We start from the raw sequence: 15,447 nt of genomic DNA, 5'->3' as shown, positions 1-15,447 counted from the left end.
TCTGCCCCGATCCTTGTAGGAGCGAGCCTGCTCGCGATAGCAGCGTGTCAGGCGATGCAGGGTTGTCTGACCGGACGCAATCGCGAGCAGGCTCACTCCTACAGGGGAGCGGTGTTCAGCTTCAGTGCTTCGACAAACGCCGCGAACGCTGCCGAGCCTTGGCGCCGGTTCGGGTAATACAGGTGATAGCCCTGAAACGTCGGGCACCACTCTTCCAGGACTTCCACCAATCGGCCGTCCGCCAGATACGGTGCGACCAATTGCTCGGGCACGTACGCCACGCCGATGCCATCCACGGCGGCATTGAGTACATGCATGATGCTGTTGAACACCAATTGCCCGTCGACCTTGACGCTGAAATCCTGGCCCTTGTGCGCAAACTCCCAGGCGTAAATCGCGCCGGCCGGTTGATGGCGGATGTTGATACAGGTGTGCTCCATCAACTGATGCGGCGTGACGGGTGCCGGGTGGCGGGCGAAGTAATCGGGCGCGGCGACCACCGCCAGGCGCCAGTCCGGGCCGATGCGCACCGCGATCATGTCTTTGCTGATCGATTCACCGAGACGAATGCCGGCGTCGAAGCGCTCCTTGACCACATTGGTGAATCCGTAATCGACGTAGAACTCCAACGTGATGTCCGGGTAGTCCTTCAGGAACCCGGCGAGCATCGGCCGAATGCACAATTCAATCTGATCGTCCGTGCAGGAAATCCGCAGCGTACCGCTGGGCTTGTCGCGCAGTTCGCTCAAGGCCTCGAGTTCGGCGCTGATCTGCTCGAACAGCGGCGCAATCGATCGCATCAGGCGCTCACCCGCTTCGGTCGGCGAAACATTGCGCGTGGTCCGGGCCAGCAGGCGAATACCCAAGCGCTGCTCCAGCGCGCGGACGGTATGGCTCAACGCAGACGGCGTGACGCCGAGACGGGCGGCGGCTTTGGTGAAGCTCTGCTCCTGCGCCACCGCCAGAAAGGCCTGCAGGTCGTTGATTTTTGCGTTACTCATTGCTGAATTTATCTCAAAAGCACATGAAGATTACCGCTACTAATCAAGTTAACCGCAATCCGTCAAGCTTTGCAGCCTGAGTAGCGGGGCAAAAATTGCTCCGATCAAGTCTTTTCCAAAACAGGTTCTGCATGACGGCCCAAGTAATCGATAACCCGACAGCCCAGTCCATGGACGCCTCCACCGCTGGCGAGCAACCGGCTTACTGGAGCGGCGTTTTCGCGATGACTTTGTGTGTCTTCGCGCTGATCGCTTCCGAGTTCATGCCGGTCAGTCTGCTCACGCCGATGGCGACGGACCTGCACATCAGCGAAGGCCTGGCCGGCTACGGCATTGCCATCTCCGGCGCGTTCGCGGTGCTGACCAGCCTGACGATCGCCAGGCTTGCTGGTTCGATGGATCGCAAAAATCTGTTGCTGCTGTTGACGGCGCTGATGTGCGCGTCCGGGCTAGTGGTCGGACTGGCGCCCAACTACACGGTGTACATGATCGGTCGCGCATTGATCGGCGTGGTGATTGGCGGCTTCTGGTCGATGTCGGCGGCGCTGGCCATGCGTCTGGTGCCGTCCGCCAGCGTGCCCAAGGCACTGGCGATTTTTAACAGCGGCAACGCCCTGGCGACCGTCGTGGCGGCGCCGTTGGGCAGTTATCTCGGTAGCGTGATTGGCTGGCGCGGGGCGTTTTTCTGCCTGATACCGGTGGCGCTCATTGCGCTGCTCTGGCAGTGGATCAGCTTGCCTGCGCTCCCCGCCGCGCCACGCAAAGCCAGCGCGGGCAATGTCTTCGCGTTGTTCAAAAGCCGCCGGGTGGCCTTCGGCATGCTCGGTGCAGGTCTGTTCTTCATGGGCCAGTTCGTTCTGTTCACTTACCTGCGACCGTTTCTCGAAACCGTGACCCGGGTCGACGTTTCAGTGCTGTCGATGATTTTGCTGGTCATTGGTGTGGCCGGGTTCATCGGCACCGTGGTCATCGGTTCAGTGCTGAACAAAGGCCTTTATCGCGTGCTGATCGCCATTCCGCTGTTGATGGCGGTGATCGCCGTGGCACTTATAGGGCTGGGCAGCTCGCTGGTCGCGGCCTTCGTGTTGCTGGGCTTGTGGGGATTGATCGCGACCGCCGCGCCGGTCGGCTGGTGGTCGTGGCTGGCGCGCACGCTGCCCGACGATGCCGAAGCGGGCGGGGGGCTGATGGTGGCGGTGGTGCAGTTGTCGATCGCTTCGGGGTCGACCGTTGGTGGTCTGCTGTTCGACGGCAGCGGCTATCGGCTGACCTTCTTCGCCAGCGCGGCATTGCTGGTGCTGGCGGCGCTGATGACGTGGCTGACGTCGCGGCAGAAAGCCTGACTCAGCTTTCGACGTTCTCGACCTGCGCCTGCGCGGCTTCGGCTTCCAGCTTCAGGCGATCAGCCTTGCAGATGTACTTGGGCTTTTTCGGCGCCAGTTTGGCGTTGGCCTTTTTGGCCTTTTCCTTGAACAACTGCTGCAGCTTCTTTTGACGATTCATGATTTTTCGATCGCGGGTGGAAAGGACGGGAATCCTGACGCAAGGCCGAGTGGTCAGCAAGGGGAAATCCACTAAGCTGAGCACAATGCTTCAGAACCAGATGCCCCGCGAACCGAAGGAACCGTCCATGAGAAAAGCTCGCAGATTGATCGCCGCATTGTCCTGCCTCGCGCTGGTGGTGGGCAGCACGACTGCACTGGCCGACCCCGGCAATGGCAAGGGCCAGGGTGGTCAAGGTGGCCAGGGCAATGGCAAGGGTAAGCCGCAGAACATGCAGGATCACGGGAAACCGGGTGGGGGCGCTCAGGGCAATGGCAACAAAGGCCAGCCATCCTCCGGCAATCGCGGCGGCGGGCCGAGCGTTGATCGCGGCAATATTCTCGGCATCGTCGGCGGCTATCGCGGCGAATACTGGAATCCGGGGCCGCCGCTGCCGCCGGGCATTCAAAAGAATCTGGCGCGTGGCAAGCCGCTGCCACCGGGTATTGCCAAGAAGCTGGACGGGCGCCTGCTCGGCCATTTGCCTCACTATGACGGCTACGAATGGCAACAGGTGGGCACCGACCTGATCCTCGTTGCGCTGGCCACCGGGTTGATCTACGAGGTGCTCAACGGCGCGTTCGATTAGCGTTTCCATGGGGAGTGGCATCAGTGCCGCTCCTTTTTTATGATCGGATAGCTGCATGATGTGCAGCAATGAACTGCATCCAACCCGGCTTGTTCATCTAAACCTAAGCTTTCACAGTGAGCTCAACGGTTAATGACTGGACGGAGATGAACATGGTCAACGCAATCCGCTTCACCGAAACCGGCGCTCCGGACGTCCTGCAACTGCAAACGGTCAGCGAGCAACCCCCCGGGCCTGGCGAAGTCTGGCTGGAGCAAGAGGCGGTGGGCGTCAATTACCTCGATGTCAGCCAACGCAAAGGCGCGGTGCCGGTGGCGTTGCCGTCGGGGCTGGGTCTGGAGGGCGCGGGGCGGGTCGCGGCTGTCGGCGCCGGCGTGAGCAATGTGCGGGTCGGTGATCGGGTCGCTTATGCTACCGGTCCTTTGGGCGGTTACGCCTCGGCGCGGCTGTTTCCGGCAGAGCGTCTGGTGAAAATCCCCGATGAACTGTCGTTCGAAGACGCGGCAGCGGTGCTGTTCAAGGGCATCACCGCGCAATACCTGCTGAAAGCGACTTACCCGGTCGGGCCGGGCACGACAATGTTGCTTTATGGTGTCGCAGGTGGTCTGGGGGAAATCATGGTGCCGTGGGCCAAACACCTTGGCGCGACGGTGATCGGTGTGGTGTCGAAACAGGCCAGTGTCGACAAGGCTCGCGCGTCGGGCTGTGACGAAGTGCTGGTGTTCAATGCCGAGACCCTCGCCGCCGATGTGATGCGTATCACCGAGGGGCGCAAGGTCGACGTGGTGTATGACCCGATTGGCCGGGTGTCTTTTCAGGCGTCGCTGGACAGCTTGCGTCCACGTGGGCTGATGGTCTCGTTTGGCGCGCAGACCGGCGCGCCGGCAGCGGTGGAAATCGCCACCCTGAATGCCAAGGGCTCGCTGTTCCTGACCCGTCCATCGCTGGCAGCGCATACCGCTACAACAGCCGAATACCAGGAACGTGCGCAAGATGTGTTGGCCGCTGTTGCTGCCAGTATCATCACGCCGCAGATCCGTGCGCGTTATCCATTAGCCGACGCGGCACAAGCGCATGCCGATCTGGAGTCGGGGCGGTCATCAGGGGCGATCATTCTAAAACCATGAATCTGGATGTTCTGAGCAATCCGCACAGCGATGAGATCGCTGCCTTTCTCGCCGTCGCCGCACAAGGCTCGTTCGTCGCGGCGGGGCGTTTGTTGCAGCGCCATCCGACCATCGTTTCCAAGCGCCTTGCTGCGATGGAAAAACGTTTGGGTGTGCGGCTGGTCGAGCGCTCGACGCGACACGTGCGCATCACCGAGGCCGGCCTGCAACTCGAACAGCGCCTGCGCGCAGCCGTCGAGCTGATGAACGAGGCGCAGCAACAAGCGGTGCAGGGCGCCAGCGAAGTGCGCGGCACGTTGCGTCTGGCCTTGCCGGCTGCGATGGGGCGCCTGTGGCTGGGGCCGATGTTGCCGGAGTTTCTCAAGGCCCATCCGCACGTCTCAGTGGTCGCCGATTACAGCGAAGGCCTCGTCGATATCATTGAGCAAGGCTTCGACGCGGCCATCCGCATCGGCGAACTGGACGACAATCGGCTGATCGCGAAAAAGCTCAGTGACCATCGCCGGATTCTCTGCGCATCGCCAGCCTACATCGAGGCGCATGGCATGCCGCAAACACCGCAGGATCTATTGCAGCTCAATTGCCTGCGCTTCAGCGGGCTGGCGTCGTTCCCGTTGTGGCGCCTGCATCGCGGCGATGAACTGCAGACCATCACGCCACGCGGCAACCTGACCGCCAGCGACAGCGAATCCCTCCTCGCCGCCGCCCGCGCCGACGCCGGCATACTCGGTGCCGGCGACTGGCTGATGAGCCGCGATCTTGCGGCAGGGCGGTTGATCCGGGTACTGCCCGACTGGCAGCTGGATTCGGCGGGAGGGGTCTATCTGGTCAGACCTTCATCGCGGTTTCCAGCGGCGGCAGTGGTGGCGTTCAAGGAATGGATCGAAGCGAAATTCGATCCGGCGCCACCTTGGGCCGTTTGAACACCACAGCTCTCAGCGCCACACCCGTCCCTGTAGGAGTGAGCCTGCTCGCGAAGGCGGAGTGTCAGTCATAGATGCTCTGGCTGACCTGACGCTATCGCGAGCAGGCTCACTCCTACAGGGATTGCGCCGATATAGGAAATCCAGTGTCGGCGCACAAAAAAAGCCCGGCATTGCTGCCGGGCCTTGGTAACTTCAGCGCTTTACGCGGCGATGTTGTTGGTCGCCATTTGCTTTTTGTGGCTCGCCTTCATGGCTTCCATTTGTGCGCCCAGTTCCTCGAGCTTGGCCTTGCCCAGCAGCTTCTGCGCTTTGGGGAACATCTCTTCTTCTTCCTCTTTGATGTGGTGTTCCAGCAGTTCCTTGACCACTTTGACCCGGCCGGCAAATTCCGGGGTGCCTGGATCCGTCTCTTTCAGATCAGGCAGCACCAGCGAATCCACGGTGCGGTGCTCTTCCTTGGCTTCGTAGTACATGATGTCTTCTTCCTTGCTGCCGGCTTCCTTGAACGCGGGATACAGGATTTCCTCTTCCAGGCGAGTATGGATGGTGATTTCCATTTCCAGTTTGCCCAGCAACTCGCCGCGTTTTTTCAGCGCACGGTCGGTGGATTCACTCAGTTGGCTGAGGATGGCTTTGACTTTTTCATGGTCGGCTTTGAGAAGGTCGATGGCATTCATTTTTTGTCGCCTCTGCTTTTCACGGATTGAACACAGCGTTCTTTTTTTTGCGCTGCTGTGTATTCAGTAAGAGGCTATCGCAGGACTCATGCCAACTCGGCGATCAAGCGCAACCCGCGTAAATCAAGGGCTGGCGCAGAAGCAGGCAGAACGCCTTCGTGCAGCCTGCAAGATATCCGCTCGGCGGACATTGCATATAACAAGCCCGGCAAATGCCGGGCTGTGGATGATGCTTGAGACAGGCCTGCGCTCGTGCTTCAGCGGTTGGCCTGTGAAGGCGAAATCCGCCCGACATGCTTGGGTCCCGCCAGTGCCCAGGCGATCAGGCCGAACAGCGGCACGAACACGATCAGCACGATCCACACGCCTTTACTACTGGATTTCCCCTGGCTTTTGCGCACCCGGTTGATGGCCCAAAGCTCGATCAGCACGAGAATGACCGCCAACACGATCCACACGGTTTCGATTTGCATAGGCTTAACTCCTGATGGTCTGTGCGTTAGGCGACGAGAGGGGCGTTGGGTTCATTCTTTTTGCCCGGCGGCGCTCACCTGAAAATACCGACTAGAGTTGTTAGCGCGGACAGCGCACCTGTTTGTGGGAGTGAGCCTGCTCAATTCCACAGGCTGGGCAGGCATTCAGCCGTTGTGAAGCGTGAGATAGGGAGGTTTTCAATGGACGGTATCGAAGCCAAGCCCAATGACCTGGAAAAACTGAAAACCCGTGGCTGGGGCTACACCGCCTCGCTAGAAAACGGCTATCCCTATGAATTCGATAAAAACTGGTACATCGAGCCGCAATTGCAGGCGATCTACAGCTACGTCGACCTGGACAGCAGCGACGACGCCGGCGCCAAGGTGCGTTTCAAGGACGTCGATTCGCTGGTCGGCCGCGCCGGCGTGCGCATCGCCAGGGACTGGGAAACCGAGGGTGTCGACAAGAGTGCGCGGCGCACCAACGCGTGGATTCGGCCCAGCGTCTGGCATGAATTCAAAGGCCAGCCGAAGACTGAATTTTCCTCTGAGTCGGGTTACATCCCGTTCGAGTCGGACATTCAGGGCACGTGGGGCGAGGTCAATCTCGGGGTCGATTATCAGGCCAACCAACGCACTACATTGACCGCGTCCGCCGGTTATCGGCAGGGCTTTGATGGCGACAGCCATGGCTATGACGCAATGCTGGGTTTCAAAATAAATTTCTGAGTGCCGCTGCGGCCTATATCCTCTGCGCCACATGTTTAGGCTGGAACAGGGACAGGGCAATGGGATTCAGGGTGATGGTCGTCGGTGGTTACGGCAATTTCGGCAGTATCGTTTGTCGGCATCTGGCGCAGATGCCAGAGATTGAGTTGGTGTTGTCGGGCCGCGATGCGCGCAAGTTGCAGCGCAAGGTCGAAGAGCTGCAAGCGCAATCGGGCCGTACCAGCCAAGGCTGGTGCGGCGATGCGCTGGGCGCGGGGTTTCAATCGGCGTTGCGCGAGCTGAACATTCAATTGGTGGTGCACACCGGCGGGCCGTTTCAGGGGCAGTCCTACGCGGTCGCTGAAAGCTGCATCAGCGGCGGTGTGAATTATTGCGATCTGGCTGACTGCCGCACCTTCGTCAACGGCATCGATGTGCTTGACGCCCGCGCCAAGGAGGCTGGGGTGGCGCTGCTCAGCGGCTGCAGCTCGGTGCCGACCTTGTCTTCGGCGATCATCGATCAGCAGCGCTCGCGTTTTGCGCGGGTCGATTCGATCGAGCATGGCATTTCTTCCTCGGCGAAGATGCCTGGGCTGTCCACGGTCGAAGGCGTGCTCGCTTATGCCGGCAAATCGATCAGGCAGTTGAAGAATGGCCAGACTCACGAAGTATTGGGCTGGCTCGATCTGACCCTGCGCAGCATGCCGCAACTGGGCACGCGGGTGCTGGCCAATGTCGATGTGCCGGACATGGATATTTTCGCCCGCCGCTATGGAGCACAGACGCTGCGCTTCAAGGCCGGCGCCGGCCTGAAACTCGGCGGTGTCGCCAACGCCTTGCTGGCGCAGGCCTTGCGCTTCGGTCTGGTGCGCGATCATCAGCGCTGGGCGGCGCGTCTGCATCGACTGGGCACGTGGTTCGAGCGTTTCGGTGATGGCAAAAGCGCGATGTACATCGATGTTCGCGGCACTGGTGTCGACGGCCAGCCGCTGAGCATGACCGCGCAACTCACCGCGCTGAATGACAAAGGCCCGGAAATCCCCAGCTGCGCCGCCGTCGCCCTCGCCAGCAAAATGGCCCGGGGTTATGTACCGCAGGCCGGCGCGCGGCCGTGCGTTGGCGAAATCAGCGTCGAGGAATATCTGACGGCGATCAACGATCCCGCCAATCTGAGTCTGTCGGTGCAGTTCGCCGAAGGGCAGCGTTGAGATGCTCTATCTCTGTCTGAAATACCTGCATGTAATCGCGGCGATTTTCCTCTTTGGTTTCGGCATGGGCTCCTACCTCTACCTGATCGCCGCCAGCCGCAGCGGCAACCCGCAAGTGATCGCCCATGTCGCACGGATGGTGGTGCGTTTCGATACGTGGATCACCACGCCGGCAGGGGTTGTGCAGGTCATCACCGGCTATCTGCTGATGCGCCTTTCGGGGCTGTCGATGAGCACTGAATGGCTGCTGACTTCGCTGATCATTTTCTTCTGTGTGGGCGCGTTGTGGCTGCCGGTGCTGGTCTTGCAAAAGCGTTTGCAGAGCATGGCGTTGAGCGCGGGCGAGGGTGGCCAGCTTCTGGATGATCGCTACGCGAGCACGTACCGCTGGTGGTTCTGGATGGGCATCGCCGGGTTCGCCGGGATGTTTGTCATCGTGCTGATGATGGTGACGAAGATGACGCCTCTGCAACTGATCGGATCAGCCGCGGGCCTTTAGAAAACGGCTTTCATGATCCGCTGTTGGAAGCAGGCAGGTGTCGTACTTGCCGAACAGCCGATAGCGGTTCAGGGCGATGCGATCGTAAGCCCAGTCGCGCAGCCCGCGTGGGAGTATCCGCAGCAGTTTCAGTGGCTGCCAGCGCCCCGGCAATTGCCCGACCACTTCGAGAAACGCATCGGAACGCTCCCAGTAATGCCGGTCGCGAATCACCGCCATGGTGTCGAACTCATCCAGCGGCAAACCGGCCCACGCGAGCAAGGCCTGGCCCTCGGGCGATTGCACCGCCGCCAGACGCACGCGACGCTGTTGATCATGGCGTATCAGAAAGCGCGCCCAGCCGTTGCAGAGCTTGCACACGCCGTCGAACAGCACCACGGTTTCGCCGGGCTCGAGCAATGGCGCGGGGGTAGGGCGGGTTTTCATGGCAGGCATGTCCTTGGCGGCGGTTGTCGCGATCATAACCTCGATCAACCGGCGCTTGTTCTATAGCGACGGATCGCGGCGGTATTGCCCCGGCGATATTCCATGCACCCGGCGGAAGGCCGCGCCAAAGGCTGCGTCGGACAGATAGCCCAGCGAAGCGGCGACAGTCGCCACATTGTCCCGACCATTGCGCAAGCGAAACGCGGCCACGCGCATCCGCCAGCGTGTGGCGTATTCGACCGGTGCCAGGCCCATGCGTGTCTTGAACAGCGCAGCGAAACCCGATCGCGACATGCAGGCTATTTCGGCCATTTGAGTCAGTCGCCAGGGTTGTTCCGGAGCCGCGTGAATGGCGCGCAACACGCCGGCAATCGCTGGCTCCCGCAGCCCGCCCAGCCAGGCCAGTTGTTCGGCATCGGCGCTGTTGATGTGATGACGCAGCGCATGGATGAAGATCAGCCGCAGCAGATCGTTGCACATTGCCTGCGAGCCGGCCTGCTGCGAAGGCCATTCGCGGCCCAGTTCATCGAGCAGCCAGCCGAACGACGAAGCACCCGCGGTCTCGGCGCGAATGATCAGCGAGGTTGGCAGCACCTCAAGCAGCTCCGTCGCGCCTGGACCCGACAACGACACGCTGCCTCCCAGCAACTCGACTCCCTCGCCGATGCCGAACGTCGCCGAGGCACCGTCATGGGCGAAAACATCCGCTGCATTCACCGCTTCGACATCGACGCCGCTGGCGAGAATGAACGGCGTGCGCGATACCACAAAACAGTCGCCGGCCTGCAGCAACTGCGCCGGCAGACCCTGCATGCGCAGCCAGCATTCGCCTCGTCGCACGACATTGAATTTCAGTTCGATGGGTTGAAAGCGCAGCGCCCAGATGCCTCCCGCCTGCAAACGAACCGAACAGGCTGCGCGCAGTTCAGAGAGCGCCAATACGGCAGAGAGTGGATCGCCAGCAGGATTTTGGATGATCACGACAGAAACCTGGATTTATCAGACTGGTTCGTCCGCAGAGCTTAGCCAAGAATGAAGTCCTTCGATAGCTCACTCAGGATTACGCCCATGGCCACCCTTCAACTACCTGTGCAGTCACCGTTCAACGCCGCCAGCACAGCGGCCGAAGTCATGGCTGGCATCGACCTGCGCGGGCACCTCGCCGTGGTCACGGGCGGTTATTCCGGCCTGGGTCTGCTGACAGTGAAAAGCCTCGCTGCGGCCGGGGCGCAGGTCATTGTGCCGGCCAGAGATACCGCGCGGGCCGAGGCGGCGTTGACCGGGATTGACGGCGTCAGGGTAATGCCCATGGATCTGATGCAGGCCGAGTCGGTGGCGGGGTTCAGCCGAAGTCTGGTCAGCGCGGGTCAGCCAGTGTCGTGGCTGATCAACTGCGCCGGAGTTATGGCCGCGCCGTTGCTGCGCGATGCCGATGGCCACGAGAGCCAGTTTGCCACCAATCATTTGGGCCACTATCGCCTGACCTGCGGGCTCTGGCCGGTGCTGGTCAAGTCTGGGCAGGCGCGGGTGCTGTCGGTGTCTTCACGCGGGCATCAGATTGCCGGGGTGGAGTTTGACGACATCGATTTCCTGCGGCGGCCTTATGACAAATGGCTCGCTTATGGCCAGTCGAAAACCGCCAATGCCTTGTTTGCCATCGCCCTCGATCAGCGTGGACGTAGCCATGGCGTTCGCGCGTTCTCATTGCATCCGGGGCAGATTCTCACGGATCTGGCACGGCACTTGAGCACGACGGAACTCGCCGCCTTCGATGCGCTGGATGAACAGGGTCGGCCACGGCTGGATCCGCACAACGGTTTGAAAACTGTCGAGCAGGGCGCCGCTACCGGGTTGTGGTGTGCGACCAGTGCAGTGCTTGCGGATTTGGGTGGTGTGTATTGCGAAGACTGCAATGTTGCGCCGATCAATGACCCTGAAACAGGTCGCAAGGGTGTTGCGAAATGGGCGGCGGATGCCGGGTTGGCGGAGCGACTCTGGGCGGTTTCGGAGCAATGGACGGGGCTCACGGTGGCATGAACCGAGTCAAAGGCCAAAAGCCCCTCACCCTAACCCTCTCCCGGAGGGAGAGGGGACTGACCGAGGTGTTAGTAAAGATACGCGAACCTGAAATACCGAGCCGAACTCAGGTTTTGAACAGCACCCAAATCGGCTCCCTCTCCCTTGGGAGAGGGCTGGGGTGAGGGGCTTGGGCTTCAATCTCAGCACTTCATTCAAGCCGAACCACAATAAATAACCGGGACACGCCGACCCTTTGCAACCGAGCCGAACTCAGGATTTGAACAGCGCCCAATCGGCTCCCTCTCCCTCGGGAGAGGGCTGGGGTGAGGGGCTGCCGCGTCAAGCACAGCGCTTCATTCAAGCCGAACCACAATAAATGACCGAAACACGCCGACCCTTTGCAACCGAGCCGAACGCAGGATTTGAACAGCCCCCAAATCGGCTCCCTCTCCCTCGGGAGAGGGCTGGGGTGAGGGGCTGCCGCGCCGCGGTAATCAAGTCGTACCCAGACACAACATTTCGCCTGCGCTCGTCACGCCTGTGGACCGCCATCGCGCTTCAGCCCGGTCAGATTACTCCCCCAGCTTCGCCCAGAATTCCTCCGCCGAATGACTGATCGGAGCCGTCGGGCGAGTCAGATGAATTTCCAATGGAATGTCCCAGCTTTCATCCAGTGCCCTGACCAGACGCCCATCGGCCATTTCCTGCTCGGTCAGGCTTTTCGGCAACCAGGCGACGCCTTTGCTTTCCAGCGCCATCGACATCAGCACTGCCGCCAGATGGCTGCTGAACAGCGGTTTCAAGTGCAGATAATCGGCCTTACCGTGCAGCCTGTGGGCGACGATTCGGCCCAGGCCCGATTCGTGGGTGTAGGCCAGATAGGGGAGGGTTTCGGGCGAAGTGCCGAATTGCGCCGAAGCGCTCGCCAGCGGCATGAGTACATCCTCGCCGACCTTCTTGCCAATGAACTGATCAGGTGCCAGCAACGGCGGTACGTCAGGGTGGCGATGGCACAGCAGGAACTGCACCTGGCCATGAATCAGCATCTGTTCGCACACGGCCATGCTGTCGGAATGCAGGCGAACCGCATCGATCGGCGCACCCCTTTCGGCACTGCGCAACCAGCGCGGGAAGAAGGTGAATGACAGCGAATGAGTGGCCGCGAACTGCAAGGTTTTTGCCGCCATGCCCGCCACTTCCTGGGCTTCGGAACGCATGCGGTACAGGCGTCTGGCCGCTTCCTGAGCACTGGGCAAAATCTGCCTGCCGGCCTCGGTCAACGTCGCGCCTTGCGGGGTGCGCACGAACAGTTCTACGCCCATCCAGTTCTCCAGCGAGCGCACTCGGCGACTGAACGCCGGCTGCGTCACATGGCGCGCTTCAGCGGCCCGGACAAAGCTGCCGTACTCGGCCAGCGCGGAAAAATCCTCAAGCCAAACCAGTTCCAAGGGCAATGCCTCCTGTGCATAGGGCGCGGCATTAATAGCATTGGGCGGGCGTCGTCGCAAAGCATAACGTTGGGCCACCACAACAAGAGGAACCCGTCATGCGTATCGTCGATATCCGTGAAAAAACCGTCTCCATCGCTTCCCCGATCGCCAATGCCTACATCGACTTTTCGAAGATGACCTGCTCGGTCGTCGCCGTTGTAACCGACGTGATTCGCGACGGTAAACCGGTCATCGGTTACGGCTTCAACTCCAATGGTCGCTACGGTCAGGGCGCGTTGATGCGCGATCGCTTTCTGGCGCGGATCACCGAAGCCGACCCGGAAACCCTGATCGATCATGAGAACAATAACCTCGATCCGTTCGCCATCTGGAAAACCCTGATGACCAACGAAAAACCCGGCGGGCATGGCGAGCGTTCGGTAGCGGTCGGCACCATCGACATGGCGGTGTGGGACGCGGTGGCGAAGATCGAAGGCAAACCGCTGTATCGCCTGCTTGCCGATCGTTATCGCGATGGCGTGGCCGATGACAAGGTCTGGGTGTATGCGGCGGGTGGCTATTACTACCCGGGCAAGGACCAGAGCAAACTCAAGGCCGAAATGCAGGGCTATCTGGATCGTGGCTACGACGTGGTCAAGATGAAGATCGGCGCGGTGCCGCTGGACGAAGATATCCGCCGTATCGAAGCGGTGCTGGAGGTGGTGGGCGACGGCCAGCGCCTGGCGGTCGACGCCAACGGCCGCTTCGATCTGCAGACCGGTATCGCGTATGCCGAAGCGATCAAGAAGTACAACCTGTTCTGGTACGAAGAAGTCGGCGACCCGCTGGATTACGCGCTCCAGGCCGAGCTGGCCAATCACTACGAACTGCCGATGGCCACCGGCGAAAACCTGTTCTCTCACCAGGATGCCCGCAACCTGTTGCGCCACGGCGGCATGCGCGCTGACCGCGATTACCTGCAATTCGACTGCGCGCTGTCCTACGGGCTCGTCGAGTACATGCGCACCCTGAAAGTGATGGAAGAGCTGGGTTGGTCGTCGCGTCGCGTCGTGCCGCATGGCGGTCACCAGATGTCGCTGAACATCGCCGCCGGTCTGCACTTGGGCGGCAACGAATCGTACCCGGACGTGTTCCAGCCATTCGGTGGTTTTGCCGACGGTATCCGCGTGGAGAACGGCTATGTCGGGCTGCCGGAGATCCCGGGTGTCGGCTTCGAAGCCAAGTCTGCGCTGTATGCCGTCATGCGTGAATTGGGCGAGGGCTGATTCAGTTTCATCTGCGGCCTCGTTTGCCGAGGCCGCACTTTCAGGCGTCATCCTCGACGCCAAAGCCACATGCCCACCACAACAATAAAATGAGGTGCTTCCGTGGAAACTTCAAAATCGCGCTGGTACAGCCAGCTCTATGTGCAGGTGCTGATCGGCATCGTCATTGGTGCTGCCATCGGTTACTTCGTGCCGGACATCGGCGCCAAGCTGCAGCCGTTCGCCGACGGTTTCATCAAGCTGATCAAAATGCTCCTGGCACCGATCATTTTCGGAACGGTGGTGGTCGGTATCGCCAAGATGGGCAGTATCAAGGAGGTCGGTCGCATCGGTGTGAAAGCGCTGATCTACTTCGAGATTCTTTCCACCATCGCTCTGGTGGTCGGCCTGATCGTAGTCAACGTGGTCAAGCCCGGCGCCGGCATGAACATCAACGCCGGCACACTCGATGGCAGTGCTGTCAACAAATACAGCCAGGCGGCGAGCGAGCAGGGCGGTCTCGTCGAATTTTTCCTCAATATCATTCCGCACACCTTCCTCGGCGCCTTCTCCAACGGCGTCATGCTGCAGGTGATTCTGTTGTCGGTGCTGATGGGCGTCGCCTTGGTGCAAATGGGCGAAACCAGCAAGCCGCTGATCAACACCATCGACCTGTTCCTGCAAGGCCTGTTCAAGATCGTGGCGATGGTCATGCGCCTGGCGCCGCTGGGTGCCGGAGCTGGCATGGCGTTCACCATCGGCAAATATGGGATCGGCACTTTGCTGTCGCTGGGGCAGTTGCTGGTCGCGCTGTACATCACCACGTTGATTTTCATTGTTGTGGTGCTGGGAGCGGTGGCGCGATGGTCGGGCATGCCGTTGATGCAGTTTCTGCGCTACTTCAAGGATGAAATTCTGATCACCCTGGGCACCTGCTCGACCGAAGCGGTACTGCCGCGAATGATGGTCAAATTGGAAAAGCTCGGCTGCAAGAAATCAGTGGTCGGCATGGTCCTGCCGACGGGCTACACCTTCAACGCAGACGGCACCTGCATCTACCTGACCATGGCGGCGATTTTCATTGCCCAGGCGACCAACACGCCGCTGACCTTCATGGATCAGATGATTCTGCTCGGCGTATTTCTACTCACGTCCAAGGGCTCGGCCGGAGTGGCGGGAGCAGGTTTTGTGACACTCGCGGCCACCCTCACCACCATTCACTCGATACCGCTGGTGGGCCTGGTGTTGCTGCTGGGCATCGACCGCTTCCTCAACGAGGCGCGAGCCGTGACCAACCTGATCGGTAACGGCATAGGCACCATCGCCATCGCCAAATGGGACAAGTCGTTCGATGTCGAAGCGTGCGAGCGGGAAATCGCCGCCATGAAGCAGGACAAGGCAGCGCGCAAGTCGCTGCTGGTGCACAAGTAATTCGCCAAGCGTGCGGTGTTCCTCTGTTGGCGATCCGGATCGCTGACAGAGGCACTGATCGATCCCGTATTGGGTTGCCCAGGTTGACACTCGAATCGTTCTCATGAAATATATAGTGCACTATAC

Annotated in this window: 17 protein-coding genes; 10 read left to right on the top strand and 7 right to left on the bottom strand. The window is 60.6% G+C overall.

Going from position 1 to position 15,447, the window contains the following annotated elements; all coding sequences use genetic code 11:
* Nucleotides 1-98 precede the first annotated feature (98 nt).
* Nucleotides 99-1,001 carry a LysR family transcriptional regulator gene (locus BLU71_RS10595; RefSeq protein WP_042609653.1) on the bottom strand — a complete coding sequence of 301 codons (903 nt, stop codon included), beginning with the start codon at nt 999-1,001 and terminating at the stop codon, nt 99-101.
* A gap of 131 nt (nt 1,002-1,132) precedes the next feature.
* Between BLU71_RS10595 and BLU71_RS10590 the strand changes: the two genes are divergently transcribed.
* Nucleotides 1,133-2,344, top strand: a complete 1,212-nt coding sequence (locus BLU71_RS10590) for an MFS transporter (RefSeq protein ID WP_064361914.1) — start codon at nt 1,133-1,135, stop codon at nt 2,342-2,344.
* A 1-nt stretch (nt 2,345) separates the two neighbouring features.
* On the opposite strand, the gene BLU71_RS10585 is transcribed toward BLU71_RS10590, so the two are convergent.
* Nucleotides 2,346-2,504, bottom strand: a complete 159-nt coding sequence (locus BLU71_RS10585) for a DUF2986 domain-containing protein (RefSeq protein ID WP_082367714.1) — start codon at nt 2,502-2,504, stop codon at nt 2,346-2,348.
* A 127-nt stretch (nt 2,505-2,631) separates the two neighbouring features.
* Here BLU71_RS10585 and BLU71_RS10580 point away from each other — a divergent pair, with 127 nt between their 5' ends.
* The 3 genes from BLU71_RS10580 (at nt 2,632) to BLU71_RS10570 (ending at nt 5,182) form a co-directional block, all read left to right on the top strand.
* Entirely contained in the window at nt 2,632-3,132 is a 501-nt protein-coding gene (locus tag BLU71_RS10580; RefSeq protein ID WP_064361913.1) for an anti-virulence regulator CigR family protein, read from the top strand.
* Between the two features lie 152 nt (nt 3,133-3,284).
* On the top strand, nt 3,285-4,259 hold the full coding sequence (locus tag BLU71_RS10575; RefSeq protein WP_064361912.1) for a quinone oxidoreductase family protein: 975 nt from the start codon (nt 3,285-3,287) through the stop codon (nt 4,257-4,259).
* On the top strand, nt 4,256-5,182 hold the full coding sequence (locus tag BLU71_RS10570; protein ID WP_083353029.1) for a LysR family transcriptional regulator: 927 nt from the start codon (nt 4,256-4,258) through the stop codon (nt 5,180-5,182). The genes BLU71_RS10575 and BLU71_RS10570 overlap by 4 nt, the downstream gene beginning before the upstream one ends.
* A gap of 203 nt (nt 5,183-5,385) precedes the next feature.
* Here BLU71_RS10570 and BLU71_RS10565 read toward each other — a convergent pair whose 3' ends face one another.
* Nucleotides 5,386-5,862 carry a hemerythrin domain-containing protein gene (locus BLU71_RS10565; RefSeq protein WP_083353028.1) on the bottom strand — a complete coding sequence of 159 codons (477 nt, stop codon included), beginning with the start codon at nt 5,860-5,862 and terminating at the stop codon, nt 5,386-5,388.
* Between the two features lie 257 nt (nt 5,863-6,119).
* Complete coding sequence (locus BLU71_RS10560) at nt 6,120-6,335, bottom strand: PLD nuclease N-terminal domain-containing protein (protein ID WP_042609659.1); 216 nt, start codon at nt 6,333-6,335, stop codon at nt 6,120-6,122.
* Nucleotides 6,336-6,536: 201 nt separating this feature from the next.
* Here BLU71_RS10560 and BLU71_RS10555 point away from each other — a divergent pair, with 201 nt between their 5' ends.
* Genes BLU71_RS10555 through BLU71_RS10545 form a run of 3 tightly spaced genes read left to right on the top strand, consistent with a single transcriptional unit; the run spans nt 6,537 to nt 8,750 of the window.
* The gene (locus BLU71_RS10555) at nt 6,537-7,064 is read left to right on the top strand and encodes an autotransporter domain-containing protein (protein WP_231982504.1); all 528 of its coding nucleotides are present in this window, start codon (nt 6,537-6,539) and stop codon (nt 7,062-7,064) included.
* A 59-nt stretch (nt 7,065-7,123) separates the two neighbouring features.
* Nucleotides 7,124-8,251 carry a saccharopine dehydrogenase family protein gene (locus BLU71_RS10550; RefSeq protein ID WP_083353027.1) on the top strand — a complete coding sequence of 376 codons (1,128 nt, stop codon included), beginning with the start codon at nt 7,124-7,126 and terminating at the stop codon, nt 8,249-8,251.
* Nucleotide 8,252: 1 nt separating this feature from the next.
* The gene (locus BLU71_RS10545; protein WP_083353026.1) at nt 8,253-8,750 is read left to right on the top strand and encodes a DUF2269 family protein; all 498 of its coding nucleotides are present in this window, start codon (nt 8,253-8,255) and stop codon (nt 8,748-8,750) included.
* On the opposite strand, the gene BLU71_RS10540 is transcribed toward BLU71_RS10545, so the two are convergent.
* Both BLU71_RS10540 and BLU71_RS10535 read right to left on the bottom strand, forming a co-directional pair.
* On the bottom strand, nt 8,733-9,185 hold the full coding sequence (locus BLU71_RS10540) for a thiol-disulfide oxidoreductase DCC family protein (RefSeq protein ID WP_083354327.1): 453 nt from the start codon (nt 9,183-9,185) through the stop codon (nt 8,733-8,735). The genes BLU71_RS10545 and BLU71_RS10540 overlap by 18 nt on opposite strands.
* A gap of 51 nt (nt 9,186-9,236) precedes the next feature.
* A complete protein-coding gene (locus BLU71_RS10535; RefSeq protein ID WP_231982503.1) occupies nt 9,237-10,157 on the bottom strand; it encodes an AraC family transcriptional regulator in 921 nt (306 codons plus the stop codon).
* An 87-nt stretch (nt 10,158-10,244) separates the two neighbouring features.
* Between BLU71_RS10535 and BLU71_RS10530 the strand changes: the two genes are divergently transcribed.
* Entirely contained in the window at nt 10,245-11,213 is a 969-nt protein-coding gene (locus BLU71_RS10530; protein ID WP_083353025.1) for an oxidoreductase, read from the top strand.
* Between the two features lie 554 nt (nt 11,214-11,767).
* Here BLU71_RS10530 and BLU71_RS10525 read toward each other — a convergent pair.
* Complete coding sequence (locus BLU71_RS10525; protein ID WP_083353024.1) at nt 11,768-12,643, bottom strand: LysR family transcriptional regulator; 876 nt, start codon at nt 12,641-12,643, stop codon at nt 11,768-11,770.
* 98 nt (nt 12,644-12,741) lie between these two features.
* Here BLU71_RS10525 and BLU71_RS10520 point away from each other — a divergent pair, with 98 nt between their 5' ends.
* Nucleotides 12,742-13,911: a mandelate racemase/muconate lactonizing enzyme family protein gene (locus BLU71_RS10520; protein WP_083353023.1), complete on the top strand. Its 1,170-nt coding sequence runs from the start codon at nt 12,742-12,744 to the stop codon at nt 13,909-13,911.
* 102 nt (nt 13,912-14,013) lie between these two features.
* Nucleotides 14,014-15,321: a C4-dicarboxylate transporter DctA gene (gene dctA, locus BLU71_RS10515; protein ID WP_042610193.1), complete on the top strand. Its 1,308-nt coding sequence runs from the start codon at nt 14,014-14,016 to the stop codon at nt 15,319-15,321.
* The last annotated feature ends 126 nt before the right edge of the window (nt 15,322-15,447 follow it).

Origin of the sequence: Pseudomonas moraviensis (assembly GCF_900105805.1) — a bacterium.
Classification (GTDB): Bacteria; Pseudomonadota; Gammaproteobacteria; order Pseudomonadales; family Pseudomonadaceae; genus Aquipseudomonas; species Aquipseudomonas moraviensis_A.
The sequence above is the reverse complement of the archived record's forward strand: the minus strand, read 5'-3'. Positions and strand labels throughout refer to the sequence as shown.

Bases quoted from the DNA above. Each gene is read 5' to 3' on its own strand.
- BLU71_RS10530 (WP_083353025.1), top strand. From the start codon at position 10,245: ATGGCCACCCTTCAACTACCTGTGCAGTCACCGTTCAACGCCGCCAGC.
- BLU71_RS10585 (WP_082367714.1), bottom strand. From the start codon at position 2,504: ATGAATCGTCAAAAGAAGCTGCAGCAGTTGTTCAAGGAAAAGGCCAAA.
- BLU71_RS10580 (WP_064361913.1), top strand. From the start codon at position 2,632: ATGAGAAAAGCTCGCAGATTGATCGCCGCATTGTCCTGCCTCGCGCTG.
- BLU71_RS10595 (WP_042609653.1), bottom strand. From the start codon at position 1,001: ATGAGTAACGCAAAAATCAACGACCTGCAGGCCTTTCTGGCGGTGGCG.
- BLU71_RS10575 (WP_064361912.1), top strand. From the start codon at position 3,285: ATGGTCAACGCAATCCGCTTCACCGAAACCGGCGCTCCGGACGTCCTG.
- BLU71_RS10545 (WP_083353026.1), top strand. From the start codon at position 8,253: ATGCTCTATCTCTGTCTGAAATACCTGCATGTAATCGCGGCGATTTTC.
- BLU71_RS10570 (WP_083353029.1), top strand. From the start codon at position 4,256: ATGAATCTGGATGTTCTGAGCAATCCGCACAGCGATGAGATCGCTGCC.
- BLU71_RS10565 (WP_083353028.1), bottom strand. From the start codon at position 5,862: ATGAATGCCATCGACCTTCTCAAAGCCGACCATGAAAAAGTCAAAGCC.
- BLU71_RS10520 (WP_083353023.1), top strand. From the start codon at position 12,742: ATGCGTATCGTCGATATCCGTGAAAAAACCGTCTCCATCGCTTCCCCG.
- BLU71_RS10550 (WP_083353027.1), top strand. From the start codon at position 7,124: ATGGGATTCAGGGTGATGGTCGTCGGTGGTTACGGCAATTTCGGCAGT.
- BLU71_RS10555 (WP_231982504.1), top strand. From the start codon at position 6,537: ATGGACGGTATCGAAGCCAAGCCCAATGACCTGGAAAAACTGAAAACC.
- BLU71_RS10540 (WP_083354327.1), bottom strand. From the start codon at position 9,185: ATGCCTGCCATGAAAACCCGCCCTACCCCCGCGCCATTGCTCGAGCCC.
- BLU71_RS10560 (WP_042609659.1), bottom strand. From the start codon at position 6,335: ATGCAAATCGAAACCGTGTGGATCGTGTTGGCGGTCATTCTCGTGCTG.
- BLU71_RS10590 (WP_064361914.1), top strand. From the start codon at position 1,133: ATGACGGCCCAAGTAATCGATAACCCGACAGCCCAGTCCATGGACGCC.